A 20,791-nucleotide genomic window follows, 5' to 3' on the forward strand; every position below is an offset into this window, starting at 1 on the left:
ACGTAGTCTGCCCTCATGCTCGATCTAGACCTGTTACCGGGTGAGTACGCGGTGTGCCGGCTGCCGGCCGGCTCGACCCTGCCCGCCACCCTGACCACGGGTCCGGACGACAAGAGTGTCATCTCGGTGACCTGGGGCGTCGACGAACTCTCGATCATCTGCCCGCAGGACCGGGTGCCGGACGGCGCGGTCGCCGACACCGCGTGGCGCTGCCTGCGGGTGACCGGGCTCGATCTGAACCTGACCATGACCGGGGTGCTCGCCTCACTGGTCGGCCCGCTCGCCGACGCACGGGTCAACATCGTGACGTTCTCGACGTACGACACGGATTACCTGCTGGTCCCGTCCGTGCGGCTCACCGAGGCGGTCAACACGCTGACCTCGGTCGGCCACCGGATCGCCGGCTGACCCCTCGCCGGATGACTTCCCGGCTCCTACGATGAGCCGGTGTCCCCCCGCACACGTCGTCTGCTGCCGGCCACCGGCCTTCTGCTGCTGGCCGGCTGTGTCGCGCAACCTCAGGCGGCCCCCGCGTTGACCGGCGTCCCAGCGCCGCCGGCGAGCGTCCCGGCGGTGGCGCCGTCGCTGCCCGGGGTCACCTTCGTGCCGCTGACCCCCACGGCGACGACACCGGCGCCGGCGCCGACCTTCACGACCTATCCCACCGTGGTGCCCACCGTCGTGCCGACGACGACCACGACGACCGCGACGGGGACGACGACCACGCCCACCACCTCGCCGACCCCGTCACCGACGCCGTCGCAGGCGAAGAAGTGCACCGGTGCGCCGACCGGCCGGCAGATCCTCACGCTGCTCAAGGACAACCCGGCCGTCCCGGACGCGGAGCTCGAAGTCGCCGGCGGCCCGTTCTGCGGCGGCGCCTGGTCCTACACCACGGTCCAGCTGAAAGGCGGCGGCGCGGAGGCGCTCTCCGTGGTGACCACCGGCAAGGGGACGACGCTGGCCCTGGTCACCGCGGGCACCGATGTCTGCAATCCCCGGGTCAAAGCCGAGGCGCCCGTCGGGATCCGCGTTCTGGCCTGCGGATACTAGACTTTCGCAAATGCCCGGTACGCCGCCAGCACGATTCGCCTACCTCGGCCCGGAAGGCACCTTCACCGAGGCCGCCCTGCGCACCATCCCGGCCGCCGAGCACGGGGTCCGCACACCGGCCCGCAGCGTCCCTGAGGCCCTGGAGGCGGTCCGCTCCGGCGAGGCGGACGCCGCCCTGGTTCCCCTGGAGAACTCGGTGGGCGGCGCCATCCCGGTCACCCTGGACGAGCTGATCACCGGCAGCCCGCTGATGATCACTCGCGAGGTGCTGCTGCCCGTCGAGTTCGTGCTGGCCGCCCGCGCCCTGACGCCGCTGGCCGAGCTGCGGACCATCGCGGCGCACCCGCAGGCGTCCGCGCAGTGCCGGCACTGGCTTCAGGCGAACGCTCCGGACGCGGTCGTCGTGGACGTGCTCTCCAACGCGACGGCGGCGCTCAGCGCGGCAGCCGGGGAGCACGACGCCGCGCTCTGCGCCCCCATCGGCGTACCCCGCAATGGTTTGACGGTGCTCGCCGAGAAGGTCGCCGACCGGGCCGACGCGGTGACCCGTTTCGCGCTGCTCACCCGCCCCGGCGCGCCGGCCGCACCGACCGGCGACGACGTGACCTCGCTGGCCGTCTCGATCCGGCACGACCAGGTGGGCGCGCTGCTCGCGGTGCTCACCGAGCTCGCGGTCCGCGGCGTCAACCTGTCCCGCATCGAGTCCCGGCCGACCGGCGAGCAGCTCGGGACGTATGTGTTCTTCCTGGACTGCACCGGGCACGTGGCCGAGCCCCGCCTCGGCGAGGCGCTGCGGGGCCTGCGGCGGATCTGCGCCGAGGTGCGGTTCCTGGGCAGCTATCCCAAGCACCGTCTGACGCCGGAGCCGCCTGTCGCGGCGCCGCCCGGTCTCTCCGACGCCGACTTCGCCGACTCGGCGGCCTGGCTGGAGAAGCTGCGCAACCCGGGCTGACGGCCTAGTCGTCGAAGAGCCCGTCCAGCAGCCCGCCCGACTTGGACGACGACGACCCGGAGGCGCCACCGGCCAGGCCACCCGGCGGTTCCTCGGACGGCTGCACGATCACGAAGCCGTGCCCGCTGAAGCTCATCGTGAAGCGCTCACCCGTGCTGCGGCCCAGCAGGTTGCCGAAGCTGAACTGCTCGGCCCGGTGGAAACCGGTCTGCAGGTTCGCCGACCAGGCGATCGCGGCCTGCGGGTCGACGTAGGTGGGCGCGTCGACGTTGAGCACCACCGGCGTGCCGTGCGTCGTCACCGCGATCCGGCCGGCGCCGGTGAAGACACAGTTGAAGAGGCCCGCGCTGGACATCATCCCGGCGCCGCTGACGACCTTGATGTCGTAGCTGAGCGACGAGTCGAAGGCCAGCACGTTCGACCCGTTGATGGAGAGCGCGTCGCCCGGCTCAAGGTCGATCAGGTGGATGTCGGCGGCACGGTCGGCGAGGAAGACGTCGCCCTGTCCGCGCACCCGCATCAGGGGCACGCCCTCACCGGTCAGCTTCTGCTTGAGGAACTTGCCGATGCCGCCCGAGCCGAGAGCCTCGAACTGCACCTGTCCCTGGTACGCCACCATCGACCCGGTCCGCGCCAGGAAATCGCCGTTCAGCTCGGCCTTGAGCAGCTTGGAGTTCTGCAGCCGGAGGCCCGGCTGAGAGGATTCCTTCTCGAGATTCTCCGTGGAGAAAAGTTCGCTGCGCATGATCCCAGCGTAGGAAATCCCGGCAACTACCCCCACCCGAGTTCGTGAAGGCGCTGGTCGTCGATCCCGAAGTGGTGGGCGATCTCGTGCACCACGGTGATCGCCACTTCCTCCACCACGTCCTCGTCGCTGTCACAGACCTGCAGTGTGGGGAGGCGGTAGATGGTGATCCGGTCGGGGAGCGTGCCGGCGTAGTCCCAGCCGCGGTCGGTGAGCGCGGTGCCCTCGTAGAGCCCGAGCAGGTCCTCACTGCCGTCCGGCGGCGCGTCCTCGACCAGGAAGACCACGTTGTTCATGAGGGACAGCAACTCGTTGGGGACCTCGTCGAGGGCGTCCCCGACGAGCTCTTCGAACCGTTCACGACTCATGTTCACCGGCACGGTGGCAATTGTGCCCGGAATTACGCATCGAGCGGGAAACCGGCACGGCACGAGGCCGCGCCGGTTCACACAACCTCAGGCGAGCTTCGCGACCAGGGTGATCGGCGCACCCGGGGAGAGCAGCCGCGAGATCGGGCAGTTCTCCTTGGCGCCCTCGGCGATTTTCTGGAACGTCGCCTCGTCGATGCCCGGGACGTCACCGACGGTCTCGAGCTCGATCCCGGTGACGCCGAAGCCGCCGTCGACCTTGTCCATGCGGACCTTGGCGACTGTCTCCACCGAGGTCGGGGTGAAACCCGCGTCGGCGAGGCCCTTCGAGAACGCCATCGAGAAACAGCCGGAGTGCGCGGCGGCGATGAGCTCCTCGGGGTTGGTCCCCTCGCCCTCCTCGAAGCGCGACTTGAAGGAGTAGTTGCCTTGCAGGCCACCCTTACCGGTCTTGACAGTGCCGGAACCCTCGGTGAGGTTCCCTTCCCAGCGAGCCGAAGCAGTACGAATAGGCATGACCAGAACGCTAGCCCATTTGCCGGTCGCTGGTCCGCAGTCGACGCAAGGGGCCATTATGGAGCGCATGTCCTCAGATTCCGAGTCCGTGATCGAATTCGGCGCGCCCGAGGCGGAGGACAGACCGCGCCGCTTCGCCTACCTGCAGGATCTCGGCTCGGACCGGCGGCTCCCGCAGCTGCTGGCCGGCCTCGGCGGTGTCGCGGCCTTCGCGTCGCTGATCTCCGAGTGGCAGGTCACAACCGTGGACACCGTCGCGCTCGCCGACGGGGAGCTGGCCGAGGCCGAGATGTTCCCGACCACCCTGATCGACCTCGGTGGCGTCGGCGCGGCGTACCTGGGCGGGCTCTTCCTGCTGGTGACCGCGGCGGTGCTGACGTTCTTCGGCCCGCCGGCCGGCCGGGGGTACGCACGGCTCGCCGGGCTCAGCCTGGGCGGTGTGCAGCTGGCCGTGCTGCTCGGCCTGGTGCAGATGCTCGGTGACCAGTCCCTGCTGGTCTCCCGGTTCCTGAGCGTGCAGCTGGGGGAGAACCCGCCGGAGGTGACCTACGGGCGAGGCCTCTGGTGCGCGCTGGCCGCGGTGACGGCGGTGGTCGCCGCTCTCTGGCTGTCCGGCCGTGACCCGGGCAGCCGCCCGGCGATCAGCCGGAAACGGGAGATCGAGACCGTGCCGGACACGCCGCTGGAGCTCACCATCACGCCGGCCAGCCCGTTCGCCGTGTCCGGCGCCGACCGGGACCAGCCGCACGAGCGGTGAGAGCGGGACATCGGGGGATATCCGGGTGATGATCGGACCGGCGTCCCGGTAGGCTCGACAACCGTGATTGACCTGCGTCTGCTCCGGGAAGACCCCGAACTGATCCGCGCCAGCCAGCGACTGCGCGGCGAGTCCACCGACCTGGTGGACGCGCTGCTGAGCGCCGACGAGGAGCGCCGGGCCGCGACCCAGCGGTTCGAGTCCGTCCGGGCCGAGCAGAAGTCCATCGGCAAAGAGGTCGCCAAGGCGAGCGGCGACGAACGGGCGGCCCTGCTCGCCCGTACCAAGGACCTGGCTCTTGAAGTGAAAGCGGCGGAAGCCGCGGCAGGCGAGGCCGAGCAGGCACTGCGTCGCGCGCACCTGGCCGTGCCGAACGTGGTGGAGGACGGCGCGCCGGCCGGTGGCGAGGACGACTTCGTGGTGCTCCGCGAGGTCGGCGCGATCCCCGAGATCGCCAACCCGAAAGACCACCTGGAGATCGGTGAGGCGCTCCGCGCGATCGACACCGAGCGCGGCGCGAAGGTGTCCGGCTCGCGGTTCTACTTCCTGACCGGTGTCGGCGCGCTGCTGCAGCTCGGCATGCTGCAACTCGCCATCCAGCAGGCGGTCGAGCACGGGTTCACCCCGTCGATCACGCCGACCCTGGTCCGTCCGGAGTCGATGGAGGGCACCGGGTTCCTGGGCTCGCACGCCAGTGAGATCTACCGGCTGGAAGCCGACGACCTCTACCTGGTCGGCACGTCGGAGGTGGCCCTCGCGGCCTACCACACGAACGAGATCATCGACCTCAGCAACGGTCCGGAGCGGTTCGCCGGCTGGTCGACGTGTTACCGGCGGGAGGCCGGCTCGCACGGCAAGGACGTGCGCGGCATCCTCCGGGTGCACCAGTTCGACAAGGTGGAGATGTTCTCGTTCTGCCGGCCGGAGGACGCCCTCGCTGAGCACCAGCGCCTGCTGGCGATGGAGGAGGAGATGCTCGCCAAGGTCGAGATCCCCTACCGGGTGATCGACGTGGCGGCCGGCGACCTGGGCACCAGCGCCTCCCGCAAGTACGACTGCGAGGCGTGGGTGCCGTCGCAGGGGCGGTACCGCGAAGTCACCTCGACGTCGAACTGCACCACGTTCCAGGCGCGCCGGCTCAACGTCCGGTACCGCGACGAGAACGGCAAGACGCAGATCGCGGCGACGCTGAACGGGACGCTCGCGACGACCCGGTGGCTGATTCCGATCCTGGAGAACCACCAGCAGCCGGACGGCTCGGTGCGGGTGCCGAAGGCGCTGCAGCCGTTCCTCGGCGGCCGTGAAGTGCTCGAGCCCGCTAAGTAAGGATCTCGCAACCGTCTGGCTACCAGTTGTCATGGCAGCTGGTAGCCGGACCGGTGTAGCGTTCTCCTTCCGCCCTCCGCGGGGGTTCACCAACCCTCGGAGGCTTCGATGCTCAAGCCCGGGCTCCCCAAACTCATCGCCACGGACCTCGACGGCACCCTCGTCCGCAGCGACGACACGGTCTCCGCGTTCACCCACGATGTTCTCGATCGGGTCCGCGCCGCCGGCATCCGGATCGTCGCGGCGACCGGCCGGGGCCCCCGGCTCACCTCCCTCGTCCGCAACGACATCCGGGTCGCCGACTACCTGGTGCTGGCGCAGGGCGGCTGGGTGCTCGACCAGGCCGAGTCCCGTTACCTGCGTCAGGCGCGACTGCCCGGCGAGGCGCTCGGGCGGGCGCTCGCCGCGCTGGAGTCGGCGATCGGCAGCCCGCTCTCGGTGATGTTCGAGGCGCTGGAGCACGACGAGTCGCCGCTCTGGGGTGACTACGACCCGACCTGGCGTTATCCGGTGACGGTCGAGACGCGTACCCGGGCGGAATGTCTCACCGGCGACGTGATCAAAGCGTTCGCCCGGTCCTTCCGGCACGACGTCGACGAGCTGCTCGCGGTCGCCCGCCGGGTGGTGCCGGCCGACCTCGCGACCGTGACCCAGGCCGGTCTCGACTACGTGGAGATCTGCCCGTCCGGCGTCGACAAGGGCACCGGTCTCGCGGTCGTCGCCGAGTCGGTCGGCGTGGACCCGGCGGACGTGCTCGTCTTCGGTGACATGCCCAACGACCTGCCGATGTTCGCCTGGGCCGGCTGGGGCCGGGTCGCCGTCGCGAACGCCCACCCGGAGCTGCTCGCCCAGGCCGACGCGGTGACGCTCACCAATGATCAGGACGGCGTGGCGGTCTTTCTCAACGAGCTATTGTCGAGGTGATGTCACGTTTCCGGCTCGTCGCGACCGATATCGACGGCACTCTGATCAACAGCGAGCGCAGGCTCTCCCCCCGCACTCTGGACGTCCTGGCCCGGGTCCCGGTCCCCGTGGTCCTGGTGACCGGGCGTCCGCTGCGGTGGCTCGACCAGCTCTACGACCAGTTGCCCCACCCGCTGCCCGCGGTCTGCGCGAACGGCGCGGTCATCTACGACCCCGACAACGACGAGGTCCTGCGCGCCGACTCGATGCCCGTCGAGGTCCTGCTGGACGTGACGAAACGCCTGCGTGACGCCGTGCCGGACGTCTCCCTCGCGGTCGAGGTGGAGGACGGGCGCGGGTTCCTCCACGAGGAGAGCTGGACGCTCCGCTGGGAGACCGACCACCGCGTCCGGGTGATCAGCTCCCCCGAGGAGCTGACCTCCCTGCCCGCGGTCAAACTGCTGGCCCGCTCCGCGACCGCCGACCCGGACGACTTCCTCGAGCTGGTCAGCCGCACCCTGGGCGGCGTCGCCGAGGCCACCCGCTCCTCCTCGTCGGCCCTGGTCGAGATCTCCGCGGCAGGCGTCACGAAAGCGGCGGGCCTGGCCTGGCTCTGCGACCGCGACGGCATCACCGCCGACCAGGTCCTGGCCTTCGGCGACATGCCCAACGACATCCCGATGCTGACCTGGGCCGGCCACGCGGTCGCCATGGGCAACGCTCACCCGGCCCTCCAGGCGACAGCGGACGCGATCTGCGCGTCGAACGACGAGGACGGCGTCGCGGCCTACCTGCAGGCAGCCTTCAACCTCTGATCGGGTACGCGTCGGACACCCCCCAACCGCACCCGCCCAGTCCCACCCCAGCCTGCGCCTCACGCCCCTCCCGCCGGCGCTTCCCGCCGCCGGCCCCGGCGCCCCGTCACCGTCCCCGGCGCCCCGTCACCGTCCCCGGCGCCGCCCCGTCACCGAAGAAGCCGCCCCAGCCGCCACGCCAGCGCCCGCCCGGCCGCCGCCAGGCCACCGCCACGCCCCCGCCCGGCCGCGCCGCTCGGCACCCCCGTTACCCGCCGCCGCTCGGCAACCGCCCTGCAGCAGCTCGGCACTCGCCCCGGCGCCCCACTACTGGGCTCGCTCATCCAGCGTCCGCCCGCGCACGAACGCGACGCACGAACGCGACGCACGAACGCGACGCACGAACGCGACGCACGAACGCGACGGGGCGCTGCGACGGGACGCCGCGGCGGCGCGGGCGGCGGCCCCCACGTGTTCGGCTCTGTTGCGGGATGGGTTGCGGGAGCGCTATCCCGGGTTCGGCGTGCGGGGGCGCCGGGGCCGGCGCTGGGAAGCGCCGGCGGAAGGGGCGTCAGGGAGCTGCCGGCCGGGACGGTTCACGTTGGGTGGGGAGGTGCCGGCGCGTACCCCTAAAGGTATTGCCCGGTCCGGCCCTGGACGTCGCCGGAGCCGGCGCCGGGAGTCGGACGGCCGGGGATCATGGCGCCGGCCGGGAGGGCCGGGCGGCCGGGGGTGCCACCGCGCATCTGTTCGAGCTGGAGGCGGGCGGCCATCTGCTGGGCGACCAGGGCGGCCTGGATGCCGTGGAAGAGACCCTCGAGCCAGCCGACCAGCTGGGCCTGCGCGATGCGGAGCTCGGCCTCGCTCGGCGGGGTGTCGCCCTCGAACGGGAGGGAGAGGCGCTCCAGTTCCTCGCGCAGTTCGGGGGCGAGGCCGTCCTCCAGCTCCTTGATCGACCGCTGGTGGATCTCCCGCAGGCGGCCGCGGCTGGCCTCGTCGATCGGAGCCGCGCGGACCTCTTCGAGCAGCTGCTTGATCATGCTGCCGATGCGCATGACCTTCGCGGGCTGCTCGATCAGGTTGCCCGGCTCCTCCGGGGTGAGCGAGCCGTCCTCGGCGAACGTGCCGATCGGGCGGCCGTCCGGGCCCACGACGATGACGGAGCCGTCTTCAGAGTGCTCAGTGGTGCGGGTGTCGTCGGTCATGGGTCCTATCTTTGCTCACCGAATCTCGTGCTGCTCATGCCCGGAGCTCGGCGACGGCGCACTTGACACTTCCGCCGCCGCGCTTGAGTTCGGAGAGGTCGACGGGCATCGGGAGGTATCCGGCGGCGCTCACCTTGCGGGCCATGCCTGTCGCCTCCGTGTTGAGGATCACGTGCCGGCCGTCGCTGACCAGGTTCAGCCCGAACGCCTCGGCGTCCTCCCGGTCGGCGAGCAGCGCGTCCGGGAAGAGCTGGGCGAGCACCCGCTGCGAGGCCGGCGAGAACGCGTCCGGGTAGTACGTGACGTGCCTGTCGTCGAGGGCAGCGAGGGCGGTGTCCAGGTGGTAGAAGGCCGGGTCGACCAGCTTCAGCGAGATCACCGGACGGCCGAGCACCTCCTGAGCCTCGGCGTGCGCGGCCGGGTCGGTGCGGAAGCCGTAGCCGGCGAGGACCAGGCCGCCGTAGGCGCCGGGCAGGTACGCGAAGTCGCCCTCACCCTCGTTGACCTGCTGCGGCTCGACGTATCGCCAGGCGAACGACGACGTGTAGAACGCCTGATGCGCGGCAGCCTCGGCGGCGCGCTGCGGATATTTGAAGCGGGCGCCGTAGACCGTGCCGTCGACGGAGAACGCGCCGTTCGCGGAGTAGACCATGTCGGGCAGCCCGGGCCGCGCGTCGAGGACGTGCACCTGGTGACCGAGGCCGGTCAGCGTGGTGCGCAGCATCTCCCACTGGGTGAGCGCCCGTCCGGCGTCGACCGCGACCTTGGTGTCCATCCACGGGTTGATGGCGTACTCAACCGTGAAATGCTCCGGGGGACACATCAGATATGTCCTGTTTCGCGGCAATCGCTCGTCGTGGCTCATGAATCTAAAGGGTAGGTAGGCTGGGGTGCAGCAAACAGCTAGAAATCTTGCTCCTCGGAGGCGATTCGTTGCAGATGGACGCCATTGACCAGCGAATCATTGCGTTGCTGGTGGCCGACGCCCGCGCCTCCTACGCCGAGATCGGCGCCAAGGTCTCGCTCTCCGCGCCGGCGGTGAAGAGGCGCGTCGATCGTTTGCGGGCCAGTGGGGTCATCAAGGGATTCACCGCCGTCATCGAGCCGGCTGCGGTCGGCTGGACCACCGAGGCGTTCGTCGAGCTGTTCTGCACCGGCCGGACCACGCCCGCGCAGATCACCGTGGCGACCCGGCGGCACCCGGAGGTCGTCGGGGCGTACACGGTTTCCGGGCAGGCGGACGCGCTCGTGCACCTGCGCGCCGCCGACATCGGGCACCTGGAGCAGGCGCTGGAAAGGCTGCGCGCGGAGCCGTTCGTGACGTCCACGCGCAGCATGGTGGTGTTGTCCCGGCTCGTGGAGACGCCGACGACGGTGGCACCCGCCTAGAGGTACATCCCGGGCCGGTGCTCGTCGGAGGGACGGTCCTTCGCCGGGACCGGCTTGTCACCCTCGACGAAGAAGCGCTTGCCGCCGAACTCGCCGTGCAGCCGGTCGTCCAGCTCGTCGGCGAGACCCGTCATCACCTGCACGGCCAGCATGAGGTGGATGGCCTGGAAGTTGCGGCCGAACACCGGGATCGACGCCCACACCGTGTCCTGCGCGCAGTAGAGCCGGCCGATCGGCATCCGGTTGGTCAGCTCGGAGAGCTTCACGTAGAGCTGCTCGGTCGGCTCGACCTCGGTCAGGATCGGGGAGAAGACGTCGACCAGGGGCGGGTTGTCCCGGACCCGGACGAAGACCATCGCCGAGCCGGCCCGGATGCCGATGTCGCCGTCCGCGTCCACCTGCAGCTGGTCGACAGTGGTCTTCGACATCGTGGCGACGACCGTGCGGACCCGCTCCTCCAGCGGCACCACGTCGGCGTCGACAGTCGCGAGCGCCGCCTCCAGGGCGTCGTCGTCCTCCAGGTCGTCGAGGTCGACCGTGCCGCCGACGGCCGGCTCGTGCCGGGCGGTGCCGAGCGGCGTCGTCTCGATCGGCTCGTCCTCCTCGTCGTGGACCAGGTAGACGAGGAACGCCGGGTGCGGGGCGCCGTAGACGTCACGCAGTGTCCGGGAGACCGCGGTGGCGAGCTCGCGCGCCTGGTCCGGCCCGCCGCGCAGGCCGAACGAGTCACCCGAGCCGGGCAGCACGCCGGGCGGGGACCAGCCGAGCGCCACCATGTCGGCGACCGCGGCACGGTCCATCCGGTACTCCGTGGGCAGCTCGGCGTTGCCGACCGCCAGCGCCTCGACGAAGCCGTCCTGCGCCACACGCATGCTCACCGAGTAGACCGCGGTGCCGGTGCCGGACGCGGTCGGGTCCAGGGTGATGTCGACGTGCGCACCCGGCTGGAGGGTGGGCAGCAGAGTGGCCAGCGCTGCGGCGAACTCCCGCCACGCCTCGGTGACCTTCGCCCGCAGATCGGCGGTGGTCGGCTCGTCGAGCAGGATGCTGTCGTCCGGCGTCATCCCGTCACCCTATCGAGCGCGAAGCCGGTGTGAACGCCCTCCACCGCCCTCAGCTTTGATCTTTACGATCGCCCCAGCTCAGCGCCAGGGCACTGATCTTCGCGGCGGCCTCCGCCGGGTCCGCGCCACGACCCACCGCAAGACCCATCAGGTACGCCGTGACCGGCGCGCCGGGCCGCAGAACGTTGTGCGCCACATCCCGGGCCACGTCGAGCAGCTCACCGGTCGGCACCTCGTCCGGCCGCACCCCGAGCTCGGCGCCGACCGCGGCGAGCCAGTCGTCCATCTCTTTCATCGTCAGCGTGCCCATTCCTCGGCGGTGCGCAGATCGTCGTCGGTGTCGCAGTCGAACCAGGGCGGCGGGCCGGGACGACGCCACGACACCTCCACCACGCGCACCTTCTCCAGCAGCGACCGCACCGGTGCGCCGTCCAGCCCGCCGCGTTCCTCGGCGAGCCGGTCCAGCGCGGCACGCAGCGCTTTCGTCCGCCAGACACCGCAGAGCACCTGGAGGTGGCCCTCGGCGTCGCGGTAGACCGCGCCCTCCATCGGGGCCGACTCCATGGTGAGCCGCAGGACGTCGATCGCCTCGCCGGTCAGGAACGGCAGGTCCGCCGCGAGCAGGGCGGTGTAGGTCACCGAGTCGGGCACCAGCGCGAGACCGGCCGCGGCGGCCGCGACCGGACCGCCACCGGGCGGCTCCTCGCGGGTCACGTGCACCGCGACGGGCAGGTCAGCGGGCACCCGGCCGACCACCACCCGGGGGTCGGCGTCGTGCACGGCGGCCAGGACACGGGTCAGCATCGACTGACCGGCGACGGGCAACGTCGGCTTGTCCGCACCACCCATTCGCCGCGCCGCACCACCGGCCAGGACCACCGCCGCAAATCCCCCCACGTGAGTACCGTATCCCGACCGCGTGCCGGGCGTGACCGCGCGCTCAGTTCAAGCCCGTACGCTTCCTACATGGGGAGGAACGTGACGCGGCGTACGGTGGTGAGCGTTGACCTGGGCGCCGTTCCCTCCACCCGGCAGAAACGCGACGAGCTCGCCGCCGAGGAGCCGCTGGAGATCAGACTCCGCAAGCAACCGCTCGCTGTGACTATGCGCACTCCCGGCCACGACATCGACCTCGCGATGGGCTTCCTCCTCAGCGAGGGCGTGATCGGCAAGGCGGACGACGTGCTGACCGCACAGCTCTGCGCCGGCACCGACACCCCGAACACGTACAACGTGGTCGACGTGGTGCTCGACTCGCACGTGCCGCCGCCGGTGACCGACCCGAGCCGGAACTTCTACACCACCAGCTCCTGCGGGGTCTGCGGCAAGGCCAGCATCGACGCGGTACGGACGAGGTCGCGCTTCGACGTGACGGGCGACGCGATGCGGATCTCGGCGCGGGTCCTCGCCGGCCTGCCGGACAAGCTGCGGGCGGCGCAGCGGGCGTTCGACCGGACCGGCGGGCTGCACGCCGCCGGACTGTTCACGGCCGGCGGCGACCTGCTGGTGCTCCGGGAGGACGTGGGCCGGCACAACGCGGTCGACAAGGTGATCGGCTGGGCGTTGCGGGAGGGCCGGCTGCCGCTGGCCGGGCACGTGCTGATGGTGTCCGGGCGGGCCAGCTTCGAGCTGACCCAGAAAGCGTGGATGGCCGGCCTGCCGCTGCTCGCGGCGGTGTCGGCGCCGAGCACGCTCGCGGTGGACCTGGCCGGCGAGGCGGGGATGACGCTCGTCGGGTTCCTCCGCGAACCACGGATGAACATCTATGCGGGCGCGCAGCGCGTCACGTTCTGACCATGTGACATTCCCGCATCCGTAAGATCGGCGGCGCATTCACATTCATCCATGGTCGCAAGTCTGCGGGCATGCCTTTATCGCGCCGTACCCTGCTGCTGACCTCCGCCGCCGGTGCCACCGCCGCGACCACTGTCTGGCCCCTCGCCGCGTCCGCGGCGCCCTATCGCGGACCGCTGCGCACCAACCCGTTCACCCTCGGGGTGGCGTCCGGCGACCCGGACCCCGACGGCTTCGTGCTCTGGACCCGGCTCGCGCCCACCCCGCTCGCCGAGGACGGTCTCGGCGGCATGCCGTACCGCAATGTCGTCGTCACCTGGGAACTCGCCGCCGACGAACGGTTCCGTAAGATCGTCCGACGCGGTGTCACGGTGGCCCGCCCGGACCGCGCGCACAGCGTCCACGTGGAACTGGACGGCCTGTCGCCGGGCCGGGAGTTCTTCTACCGGTTCCACGCCGAGCGGCACACCTCGCCGGTCGGCCGCACCCGGACCGCGCCACGGCGCTCGGCACAGGTCTCGGCGCTCGCGATGTCGTTCGTCTCCTGCTCCCAGTACGAGACGGGTACTTCACCGCGTACCGCAGGCTGGCCGAGGACGAGCCGGAACTGATCCTGCACCTCGGTGACTATCAGTACGAGTACAAGGCGGGACAATATGTGATCCCGGGTGGCAATCCGCGTGACCACGAGGGTCCGGAGACCGTGACGCTCGCCAATTACCGTCAGCGGCACGCCCAGTACAAGACCGACCCGGACCTGCAGGCCGCGCACGCCGTCGCGCCCTGGGCCGTCGTCTGGGACGACCACGAGACCGAGAACAACTGGGCCGACGAGGCGCCCGAACAACCGGACCCCGATTTCCTGGTACGGCGGGCGGCCGCGTTCCAGGCGTACTACGAGAACATGCCGCTGCGCCGCACCTCGATCCCCCGTGGCATCGACATGCAGCTGTACCGGCGGCTGCACTGGGGCCGTCTCGCCACGTTCCACATGCTCGACACCCGGCAGTACCGCGACGACCAGGGGTGCGGCGACGGGTACAAGGACTGTCCCGCCGCGATCGACCCGGCCCGCAGCATCACCGGCGCCGAGCAGGAGAAGTGGCTGCTCGACGGGTTCCGCCGATCCACCGCGCGCTGGGACGTGCTCGGCCAGCAGGTCTTCTTCGGGCAGCGGGACAACAACTCCGGCCCCGCGAAGGTGCTCAGCATGGACTCATGGGACGGGTACCAGGCGTCCCGCGACCGGATCACCCGCGGCTGGGTGGACGCGGGCGTCCGCAACCCGGTCGTGCTCACCGGTGACGTGCACGCGCACTGGGCCGACGACCTGAAGCTGAACTACGACGACCCGACGTCGAAGACGGTCGGCACCGAGCTGGTCTGCTCCTCGATCACCTCGGGCGGCGACGGCGCCGACGTGACCGGCGGCAACCACCCGTGGGCGGCCTGGAACCCGCATCTGCGGTTCTACAACAACCAGCGAGGTTACGTCCGGACCACGATCACCAAGGATGCGCTGACCGCGGACTTCGTGACACTGCCGTACGTGACGCGGGCGGGCGCTCCGGCGCACACCCGGGCCCGGTTCGTGATCGAGGACCGGGTTCCCGGGCTGAACCTGGTCGCGGACAACCCGACGCCCGGCGCGTCGGCTCTGCGGTCCACCGGCGACCTCGGCGCGGCAACCGTCGAGCAGGAGACCGCCCGCCCCTGACACGCCTTCCCTCACCGGGCCCGCCGGCGTCGGCGGGTCCGGCCGGGACGGAAGCCGTCGCCCACCATGTGCGGTGACAGACCGAACCCGAGGATCTGATGCAGCAGCCCGGCGAGCTGGTGCTGCGGCTCGGTCGCCAGGGCCCGGTCCACCGCCACCCGGGCCAGGGCGCCCCGGCCGGCCCGCCAGGCGGTGAAGCCGAGCAGGCAGGCAGGCGCCGGGACGTACACCGGCTCGACCCGGCGCAGCACGTCGGTCCAGAGCCGGATCCGCCACTCCTGCGGCCCGACCCGGTCCAGCGCGTAGTCCTCCACGGCACGATCCGCCAGCAGCACCCCCAGCCAGGCCGTCTCGGCGAGGTCGATGCCGTGCCCGGACCGGTACCGGGTCTCGGCACGGCGCACCGCGATCTGGCCGGCGTGACGGATCCGGCGCGAACACCTCCGGGCGTTCAGTTCGTCGGTGAGCAGGCCGGAGAATCGTTTCCTGGCGTGCTCGGTGGCATCGGCCATCGCGGCCCGCTCCGGGCCCTCCATCGCGGCGACCTGTGCGGTCAGGGCACGGCGGCTTGGCAGCGCCACCTCACCGCGGAACGTCGCCTCCGCCGCGACCACGCTGTCCGGCGGCAGGCAGGGAGTGCCCTCGTCGGGGCAGCAGTGGAGGTCGCCGCAGAAGTAGGACCACCAGCGCCGGTCGGTCACTCGGAGGACGTCGTTCACCCGTACCCCCAATTGGCGCAACGCCTCCGCCAGGCGCAACACCGCGGGGGTGATCCGGGCCGGAGGCCCGAAACCGACCAGGACCACCGACGGCGACGCCTGGCGTGCCACCGTCACGGCGACCGACCGGGCGGCGACGTGCGGATCCTCGTCCGGCGGTGGCAGCTCGTAACAGGCGCCGAAGTCGACCTCAGGGCCGGAGAGACCGACCACGGCCACGCTGTTCGCCGGGTGATAGCCCAGCAGGAACGGCAGGACCGCGACGAGTTCGGAAGGGGAGCGGACGATGACGGGACAGTCGGTTGTCATGCCGGGCAGCGTCGCCGTGCGCGGATCGCCGCCGAGTGCCAATCACCGGCCTGTGGATGAGTTGTCCACAGGGCTGGCTTCCTCCACAGGGCGCTGGCTTTTTCAGCTGCGGAACGGCAACTCGTGCAACTGCAGGCCTTCCTGCTGCCATGCGTGCTCGTGCCGGTTGAGATCCATGGTCAGCTCGATCGAGGAGACCACGTCGTAGCCGGCGGCGTGCAGACTGCGGATCGCGTCGACGTTGCGCGACTCGGGGGAGATGGTCAGCGACGTCATGTTCCGGTTCTTCGCCTCGGCGGCGACGTGCTGCAGGAGCAGACGGCCGACGCCCTTGTGCCGGTGCGTGATCGTGACGACGACCGGGTCCACCTCACCGGCCCGGCCGCGCATGATCAGCCCGACCATCCCGATCACCCCGTCGTCGGCGTGGTCGGCCACCCAGAGTCCGGAGAGGTCCAGCCGCGTCAGGTACTCCTCGAAGCCGGCCCCGTTGTCGTCGGTGTGTTCCCCATACATCTCGTTGTGCTGCCGGGTGAGCTCCGCCCACAGGTTCCGGCCCGCGGAGTGATCGCTCGGGCGATAAGAACGCACAGCGACAGGGGTCATGTCGTCATCATGCCTTCGAATTGGGATGTTCGTCACCAGAAGCGCAAGATAAGCGGGTGGACATGGTGTACCTGCGCGCGCACCCCCAGCACCTTCCGGCATTTCTCACCCACCAGCGGATCCGGGAGACGCCTGTCGCGGCCGGGGTGTGCACGGCCCGCAGGCTGACCCTCGACGACGGGACGTCACTGTTCGCGAAGAGCTGGCCCAGCGACCCGGCGCCGGACGGCATGTTCGCCGCGGAGGCCGCCTCACTGCGCTGGTTGCGGTCGGCGGGCGCGGTGCCCGTACCGGAAGTGATCGTCGCCCTTCCCGACCTGCTCGCCCTGGAATGGATCACGCCCGGCTCGCCGACCCGCGCTTCCGCTGAAGAGTTCGGCCGGTCGCTGGCGTCGCTGCACCGCGCCGGGGCCGACTCCTTCGGCGCCGCCTGGCCGGGATGGATCGGCCCGCTGCCACTGGACAACACCGTCGGCGACAGGCCGTGGGGCGCCTGGTTCGCGACCCGGCGCCTGCTTCCCTACCTGCGACTCTCCGCTGATCGCGGCGCGCTCTCCGGAGATGACGTCACGGCCGTCGAGCTCATCCTTTCCACCATCGACGAGTACGGGGGTGAGGAGCGTCCCGCCCGCATCCACGGCGACCTGTGGCCGGGCAATCTGCTGTGGGGCGCTGACGGGCGGGGGTGGCTCGTCGATCCCGCCGCCCATGGAGGTCACCGGGAGACCGATCTCGCGACCCTCGCGCTCTTCGGCGGGGTCCCGCATCTCGACGTGATCATCGGGGCGTACCGGGAGGTGTGGCCGTTGCATGACGGGTGGGAGGCTCGGGTGCCGTTGCACCAGCTGCACCTGCTGCTCGTGCACACGGCCGCGTTCGGAAGCGGATATCGCTCGGCGGTGCGGGCGACCGCGGACGCGGTGTTGCGGGCGTGATCCCGCCTCAGTTGCCCATACAGCGATCTGCGTAACGGCAATGCGGCTCCGGAACGGCTAGATTCGATCCGTGAGCCTCTTCGAGAGATCAGCCGAGCGGTGGCTTCCGTGACCGTGCTCGCCGACCGGTTCGGCCGCATCGCGACCGACCTGCGCGTCTCCCTCACCGACCGGTGCAACCTGCGGTGCACCTACTGCATGCCCGCCGAGGTCCTGGCCTGGATGCCGCAGCCCGACCAGCTCACCGACGACGAGGTGAGCAGGCTGGTCCGGATCGCGGTCGAGCAGCTCGGTGTCACCGAGGTCCGCTTCACCGGAGGCGAGCCGCTGATCCGGCGCGGGCTCGTCGGCATCATCGCCGCGGCGGCGAAACTCACGCCCCGCCCCCAGCTCTCCGTGACGACGAACGGCATCGGCCTCGACCGCACCGCCGCCGCGCTCAAGGAGGCCGGGCTCGATCGGGTGAACGTCTCGCTCGACACCCTCGACCCGGCTCGCTTCCACACTCTGACCCGCCGCGACCGGCATGCCGACGTGCTCGCCGGACTCCGCGCGGCAGCCGACGCCGGCCTGACCCCCGTGAAGATCAATACGGTCCTCATGCGCGGCGTCAACGACGACGAGGCGCCGGCGCTGCTGCGATTCGCGTTGGACCATGGGTACCAGTTGCGCTTCATCGAGCAGATGCCACTCGATGCGCAACACCAGTGGGACCGGCACGAGATGGTCACCGCCGAGGAGATCCTCGCCGCGCTCCAGCCGTTCGATCTCCGTCCCGACGATGTTTCACGTGGAACGGCGCCGGCCGAGACGTGGCTCATCCCCGGGTTCGTCGATGCCGCCGGCCAGCCCGCCCGCGTCGGCGTGATCGCCAGCGTGACCCGGCCGTTCTGCGGTGACTGTGACCGGACGCGCCTCACCGCCGACGGCCAGGTCCGCAACTGTCTCTTCGCCACCGACGAGAGCGACCTGCGCAGGCTGCTCCGCGGCGGGGCGAGCGACGCGGAGATCGTCGAGGCGTGGCAGGTGGCGATGCGAGGCAAGCGCGCCGGCCACGGCATCGACGACCCGGCCTTCCTCCAGCCCGCACGTCCCATGTCCGCAATCGGAGGCTGAACAGTGCTGACCGTGCGTTACTTCGCCGGAGCCCGGGCTGCGGCGGGCGGCCTCTCGTCGGAGCCGGTGGAGGCCGAGACGCTGGAGGAGCTCACCTCGTTGCTGGCGGAGCGCCACGGGGAGCGGCTCGCCATGGTGATGAAGGCGGCGAGCTTCCTGGTGGACGGTTTGACGTGTCACGACCGGGCGGCTCCCCTCCCGGCGAACGCCACGATCGACGTCCTTCCGCCCTTCGCCGGCGGCTGAGCAGGGCACCGTTCGCGCGCGCAAGATCGAGGCAGCCCTCGGCCTCGGCCGGTACGGGCGCCACCTGCCAAGATCCGGCCGTGACGGAGCCCGTGACCGCGACTGCGACTGCGACTGCGACTTCGACCATGGCCGTGCCTGCGGCGACGGGCGGGACGGGTCCCAACTGCGCACCCCCGGCCGGATCGCAAGCTGGCTGTCTGTGACGGATCGCTGCGCCTGAGTGGTTGCGACCGGCTGGGAGGCTGGCCGGGTGGAACGGATGTTGAGCCGGAGCGAGGCCTCGGACGCGGTCGGCAAGCAAGGGTGGCGGTTCCTGCTGGGGACGCTGCGAACGTCGGTACGGGTCACCTCACTCACCGACGCCACCACCCTGGCCACCCGAGCCGTCGACACCTGCGGCGCCGACGCCGACGATCACCTCCGGATCGACGTCAGGCCGGATCGTGTCGAGTTCGTGCTGCAGACCCGCAAGTCCGCCGCAGTGACCGACCGAGACGTCGAGCTCGCCCACCGGATCACGGCCGTGACCGAGGACCGCACGACCCCGGCCGTCGACGCCGACCCCCGATCGGTGCAGGAGCTGGAGCTGGCGATCGATGCGATGGACATCGCCGCGATCCGCCCGTTCTGGAAGGCGGTGCTGGGTTACACCGACGAGCCGGGCCGCACCGGACCGACCGACCCGCTCGTGGACCCGGTCGGGCAGGGGCCGGCGATCTGGTTCCAGCAGATGACCGAGCCGCGCCAGCAGCGGAACCGGATCCACCTCGACCTCTGTGTCCCGCACGACGAGGCGTCCGCCCGGATCGCGGAGGCCCTGGTCGTCGGCGGCCGGCTGCTGTCGGACCGGCGTGCCCCGTCGTTCTGGGTTCTCGCCGACGCCGAGGGCAACGAGATCTGCGTAACCACCTGGCAGGGCCGCGACTGAGCAGGGCTGTCGGCCACCCTGCTCAGTCGCGTCAGGGACACTGGTTGCGGCAAGCTGTTGCGGGGGAGGGTTCCGGTTGTTGTTCGTCGCGGTGATCCTGCTGGTCATCGGCCTGATCCACCTGTACCTCTGGAAGCGCCTGGTCCACGACACGCTCCGTCCCGGCACGGCCCGCCGGATCGGGACGGCGATCATCGTCGCGCTGGGTGTGCTGGTTCCGGTCACGCTGATCGGGGTGCGTAACGGGTACGTCCAGTGGCTCTCCTGGCCCGGCTACCTGTGGGTCGCGCTGATGTTCTACCTGCTGGTGACGCTGGCAGCCCTGGAGATCCCGCGCCTGCTGGCCACCCGCCTGTGGGCCCGCCCGAAAGAACCGGAGCCGGAACAGGGACCCGGGACGCAACCGGAGCCGAAGCCGGAACGGGCGCCCGGGACGCAACCGGAGCCGGCACCCGAAACCCCCGCCATCGAGAGGCGGCTCGTTCTGGCCAGGGGCGCCGCCATCTTCGCGGGCCTCACGGCCGCAGGCATCACCGGGTACGGGGTCCGAACCGCAACCGGCCCACCCCGGATCGACCGCTTCACGATGCCGATGCGGAAGCTGCCCCGCGCGATGGACGGCACCCGCATCGCGGTCGTCTCGGACATCCACATCGGCCCGCTGACCGGTGTCGACCACGCCCGCCGCATCACCCGCGTGATCAACTCGGTGAACGCGGATCTGGTCTGCGTCGTCGGTGACATGGTCGACGGCACGGTGGCCCAGCTGGGCCGGTTCGCCGCCCCGCTCGCGGAGATCGAGTCGCGACGGGGCACGTTCTTCGTGACCGGCAACCACGAGTACTACTCCGGGTACGCGGAATGGATCGACGAGGTGGCCGAGCTCGGCATGCGCCCGCTGCGCAACGAACGGGTGGAGATCGCCGGCCTGGACCTCGCCGGTGTGAACGATCTGGGCGGCGCGGAGCACGGTGACGCCCCGGATTTCGCCCGCGCCCTCGGCGACCGGGACCCCGCCCGTCCCGTCGTGCTGATGGCGCACCAGCCGGTGGCCGCGCGGGACGCCGCCCCCTTCGGGGTGGACCTGCAGATCTCCGGGCACACCCACGGCGGCCAGATGGCGCCGTTCAACCTGCTCGTCCGGCTGGAGCAGCCGGTAGTCTCCGGCTTCGGGAACGTGGACGGCGTACCGGTCTACGTGACCAACGGCGCCGGTTACTGGGGTCCGCCGGTCCGGGTCGGCGCTCCTCCGCAAGTCACCGTCATCGAACTGCGGGCAGAGAACTAATCAAGATCGGTAAGTGTGTTTGAGCGTGGCGATTCGTGGCGGCACCGACGGCCGTGAC

Annotated in this window: 26 protein-coding genes; 16 read left to right on the forward strand and 10 right to left on the reverse strand. The window is 70.9% G+C overall.

All coding sequences use genetic code 11. From position 1 onward, the window contains the following. Positions 1 to 15: 15 nt before the first annotated feature. From AMIS_RS39740 to pheA, 3 genes are read left to right on the forward strand one after another with little or no spacing between them, the layout of a single operon-like run. Entirely contained in the window at positions 16 to 408 is a 393-nt protein-coding gene (locus tag AMIS_RS39740) for an ACT domain-containing protein (protein ID WP_014448147.1), read from the forward strand. A gap of 39 nt (positions 409 to 447) precedes the next feature. Further along, positions 448 to 1,053 (forward strand): hypothetical protein, encoded by a 606-nt coding sequence (locus AMIS_RS41120; protein WP_014448148.1) that lies wholly within the window; start codon positions 448 to 450, stop codon positions 1,051 to 1,053. Between the two features lie 10 nt (positions 1,054 to 1,063). Next, entirely contained in the window at positions 1,064 to 2,005 is a 942-nt protein-coding gene (gene pheA / locus AMIS_RS39750; RefSeq protein ID WP_014448149.1) for a prephenate dehydratase, read from the forward strand. 4 nt (positions 2,006 to 2,009) lie between these two features. Here pheA and AMIS_RS39755 read toward each other — a convergent pair whose 3' ends face one another. The 3 genes from AMIS_RS39755 to AMIS_RS39765 all read right to left on the reverse strand — a co-directional run bounded on the left by AMIS_RS39755 (position 2,010) and on the right by AMIS_RS39765 (position 3,634). Next, positions 2,010 to 2,750, reverse strand: coding sequence for an AIM24 family protein (locus AMIS_RS39755; protein ID WP_014448150.1), 741 nt, complete (start codon positions 2,748 to 2,750; stop codon positions 2,010 to 2,012). Positions 2,751 to 2,776: 26 nt separating this feature from the next. Continuing rightward, positions 2,777 to 3,124: a metallopeptidase family protein gene (locus tag AMIS_RS39760; protein WP_172666718.1), complete on the reverse strand. Its 348-nt coding sequence runs from the start codon at positions 3,122 to 3,124 to the stop codon at positions 2,777 to 2,779. Positions 3,125 to 3,205: 81 nt separating this feature from the next. Then, positions 3,206 to 3,634 (reverse strand): OsmC family protein, encoded by a 429-nt coding sequence (locus AMIS_RS39765; protein ID WP_014448152.1) that lies wholly within the window; start codon positions 3,632 to 3,634, stop codon positions 3,206 to 3,208. Between the two features lie 67 nt (positions 3,635 to 3,701). On the opposite strand from AMIS_RS39765, the gene AMIS_RS41125 reads away from it, so the two are divergent. The 4 genes from AMIS_RS41125 (at position 3,702) to AMIS_RS39785 (ending at position 7,435) form a co-directional block, all read left to right on the forward strand. Next, positions 3,702 to 4,391 (forward strand): hypothetical protein, encoded by a 690-nt coding sequence (locus AMIS_RS41125; RefSeq protein ID WP_051042342.1) that lies wholly within the window; start codon positions 3,702 to 3,704, stop codon positions 4,389 to 4,391. Between the two features lie 63 nt (positions 4,392 to 4,454). Then, the gene (gene serS / locus AMIS_RS39775; RefSeq protein ID WP_014448154.1) at positions 4,455 to 5,717 is read left to right on the forward strand and encodes a serine--tRNA ligase; all 1,263 of its coding nucleotides are present in this window, start codon (positions 4,455 to 4,457) and stop codon (positions 5,715 to 5,717) included. Positions 5,718 to 5,825: 108 nt separating this feature from the next. Then, on the forward strand, positions 5,826 to 6,641 hold the full coding sequence (locus AMIS_RS39780) for an HAD family hydrolase (RefSeq protein WP_014448155.1): 816 nt from the start codon (positions 5,826 to 5,828) through the stop codon (positions 6,639 to 6,641). Then, positions 6,641 to 7,435 carry a Cof-type HAD-IIB family hydrolase gene (locus tag AMIS_RS39785; RefSeq protein ID WP_041830357.1) on the forward strand — a complete coding sequence of 265 codons (795 nt, stop codon included), beginning with the start codon at positions 6,641 to 6,643 and terminating at the stop codon, positions 7,433 to 7,435. The genes AMIS_RS39780 and AMIS_RS39785 overlap by 1 nt, the downstream gene beginning before the upstream one ends. 608 nt (positions 7,436 to 8,043) lie before the next feature. Here the strand turns inward: AMIS_RS39785 and AMIS_RS39790 are convergent. Together AMIS_RS39790 and ddaH are read right to left on the reverse strand one after the other, a co-directional pair. Further along, positions 8,044 to 8,619 carry a bacterial proteasome activator family protein gene (locus tag AMIS_RS39790; protein WP_014448157.1) on the reverse strand — a complete coding sequence of 192 codons (576 nt, stop codon included), beginning with the start codon at positions 8,617 to 8,619 and terminating at the stop codon, positions 8,044 to 8,046. Positions 8,620 to 8,653: 34 nt separating this feature from the next. After that, complete coding sequence (gene ddaH, locus AMIS_RS39795; RefSeq protein ID WP_014448158.1) at positions 8,654 to 9,484, reverse strand: dimethylargininase; 831 nt, start codon at positions 9,482 to 9,484, stop codon at positions 8,654 to 8,656. Between the two features lie 68 nt (positions 9,485 to 9,552). Between ddaH and AMIS_RS39800 the strand changes: the two genes are divergently transcribed. Continuing rightward, positions 9,553 to 10,008: an Lrp/AsnC family transcriptional regulator gene (locus AMIS_RS39800; RefSeq protein ID WP_041830359.1), complete on the forward strand. Its 456-nt coding sequence runs from the start codon at positions 9,553 to 9,555 to the stop codon at positions 10,006 to 10,008. On the opposite strand, the gene AMIS_RS39805 is transcribed toward AMIS_RS39800, so the two are convergent. Genes AMIS_RS39805 through mobA form a run of 3 tightly spaced genes read right to left on the reverse strand, consistent with a single transcriptional unit; the run spans position 10,005 to position 11,951 of the window. After that, a complete protein-coding gene (locus AMIS_RS39805; protein ID WP_014448160.1) occupies positions 10,005 to 11,072 on the reverse strand; it encodes a T3SS (YopN, CesT) and YbjN peptide-binding chaperone 1 in 1,068 nt (355 codons plus the stop codon). The two genes, AMIS_RS39800 and AMIS_RS39805, sit on opposite strands and share 4 nt — an antisense overlap. A 49-nt stretch (positions 11,073 to 11,121) precedes the next feature. Then, the gene (locus AMIS_RS39810; protein ID WP_014448161.1) at positions 11,122 to 11,367 is read right to left on the reverse strand and encodes a DUF6457 domain-containing protein; all 246 of its coding nucleotides are present in this window, start codon (positions 11,365 to 11,367) and stop codon (positions 11,122 to 11,124) included. Positions 11,368 to 11,369: 2 nt separating this feature from the next. Next, a complete protein-coding gene (mobA, locus tag AMIS_RS39815) occupies positions 11,370 to 11,951 on the reverse strand; it encodes a molybdenum cofactor guanylyltransferase (protein ID WP_014448162.1) in 582 nt (193 codons plus the stop codon). Positions 11,952 to 12,038: 87 nt separating this feature from the next. Between mobA and fdhD the strand changes: the two genes are divergently transcribed. The 3 genes from fdhD (at position 12,039) to AMIS_RS39825 (ending at position 14,583) form a co-directional block, all read left to right on the forward strand. After that, a complete protein-coding gene (gene fdhD / locus AMIS_RS39820) occupies positions 12,039 to 12,866 on the forward strand; it encodes a formate dehydrogenase accessory sulfurtransferase FdhD (RefSeq protein ID WP_014448163.1) in 828 nt (275 codons plus the stop codon). 71 nt (positions 12,867 to 12,937) lie between these two features. Then, entirely contained in the window at positions 12,938 to 13,477 is a 540-nt protein-coding gene (locus AMIS_RS44515; protein WP_014448164.1) for an alkaline phosphatase D family protein, read from the forward strand. Positions 13,478 to 13,479: 2 nt separating this feature from the next. Further along, a complete protein-coding gene (locus tag AMIS_RS39825) occupies positions 13,480 to 14,583 on the forward strand; it encodes an alkaline phosphatase D family protein (RefSeq protein WP_231859445.1) in 1,104 nt (367 codons plus the stop codon). 11 nt (positions 14,584 to 14,594) lie between these two features. Here AMIS_RS39825 and AMIS_RS39830 read toward each other — a convergent pair whose 3' ends face one another. Together AMIS_RS39830 and AMIS_RS39835 are read right to left on the reverse strand one after the other, a co-directional pair. Continuing rightward, the gene (locus AMIS_RS39830) at positions 14,595 to 15,611 is read right to left on the reverse strand and encodes a DUF4192 domain-containing protein (protein WP_014448166.1); all 1,017 of its coding nucleotides are present in this window, start codon (positions 15,609 to 15,611) and stop codon (positions 14,595 to 14,597) included. Between the two features lie 102 nt (positions 15,612 to 15,713). After that, a complete protein-coding gene (locus AMIS_RS39835) occupies positions 15,714 to 16,217 on the reverse strand; it encodes a GNAT family N-acetyltransferase (RefSeq protein WP_014448167.1) in 504 nt (167 codons plus the stop codon). A 56-nt stretch (positions 16,218 to 16,273) separates the two neighbouring features. Between AMIS_RS39835 and AMIS_RS39840 the strand changes: the two genes are divergently transcribed. From AMIS_RS39840 to AMIS_RS39860, 5 genes are all read left to right on the forward strand, one after another. Beyond that, positions 16,274 to 17,152 carry a fructosamine kinase family protein gene (locus tag AMIS_RS39840; protein WP_014448168.1) on the forward strand — a complete coding sequence of 293 codons (879 nt, stop codon included), beginning with the start codon at positions 16,274 to 16,276 and terminating at the stop codon, positions 17,150 to 17,152. Between the two features lie 99 nt (positions 17,153 to 17,251). Then, entirely contained in the window at positions 17,252 to 18,268 is a 1,017-nt protein-coding gene (moaA, locus tag AMIS_RS39845) for a GTP 3',8-cyclase MoaA (protein ID WP_014448169.1), read from the forward strand. 3 nt (positions 18,269 to 18,271) lie between these two features. Then, positions 18,272 to 18,514 (forward strand): MoaD/ThiS family protein, encoded by a 243-nt coding sequence (locus tag AMIS_RS39850; RefSeq protein ID WP_014448170.1) that lies wholly within the window; start codon positions 18,272 to 18,274, stop codon positions 18,512 to 18,514. A gap of 262 nt (positions 18,515 to 18,776) precedes the next feature. Next, positions 18,777 to 19,445 carry a VOC family protein gene (locus AMIS_RS39855; RefSeq protein WP_014448171.1) on the forward strand — a complete coding sequence of 223 codons (669 nt, stop codon included), beginning with the start codon at positions 18,777 to 18,779 and terminating at the stop codon, positions 19,443 to 19,445. A gap of 76 nt (positions 19,446 to 19,521) precedes the next feature. After that, a complete protein-coding gene (locus tag AMIS_RS39860; RefSeq protein WP_014448172.1) occupies positions 19,522 to 20,733 on the forward strand; it encodes a metallophosphoesterase in 1,212 nt (403 codons plus the stop codon). Positions 20,734 to 20,791 lie beyond the last annotated feature (58 nt).

This window comes from Actinoplanes missouriensis 431, from assembly GCF_000284295.1.
Taxonomy (GTDB): Bacteria; Actinomycetota; Actinomycetes; order Mycobacteriales; family Micromonosporaceae; genus Actinoplanes; species Actinoplanes missouriensis.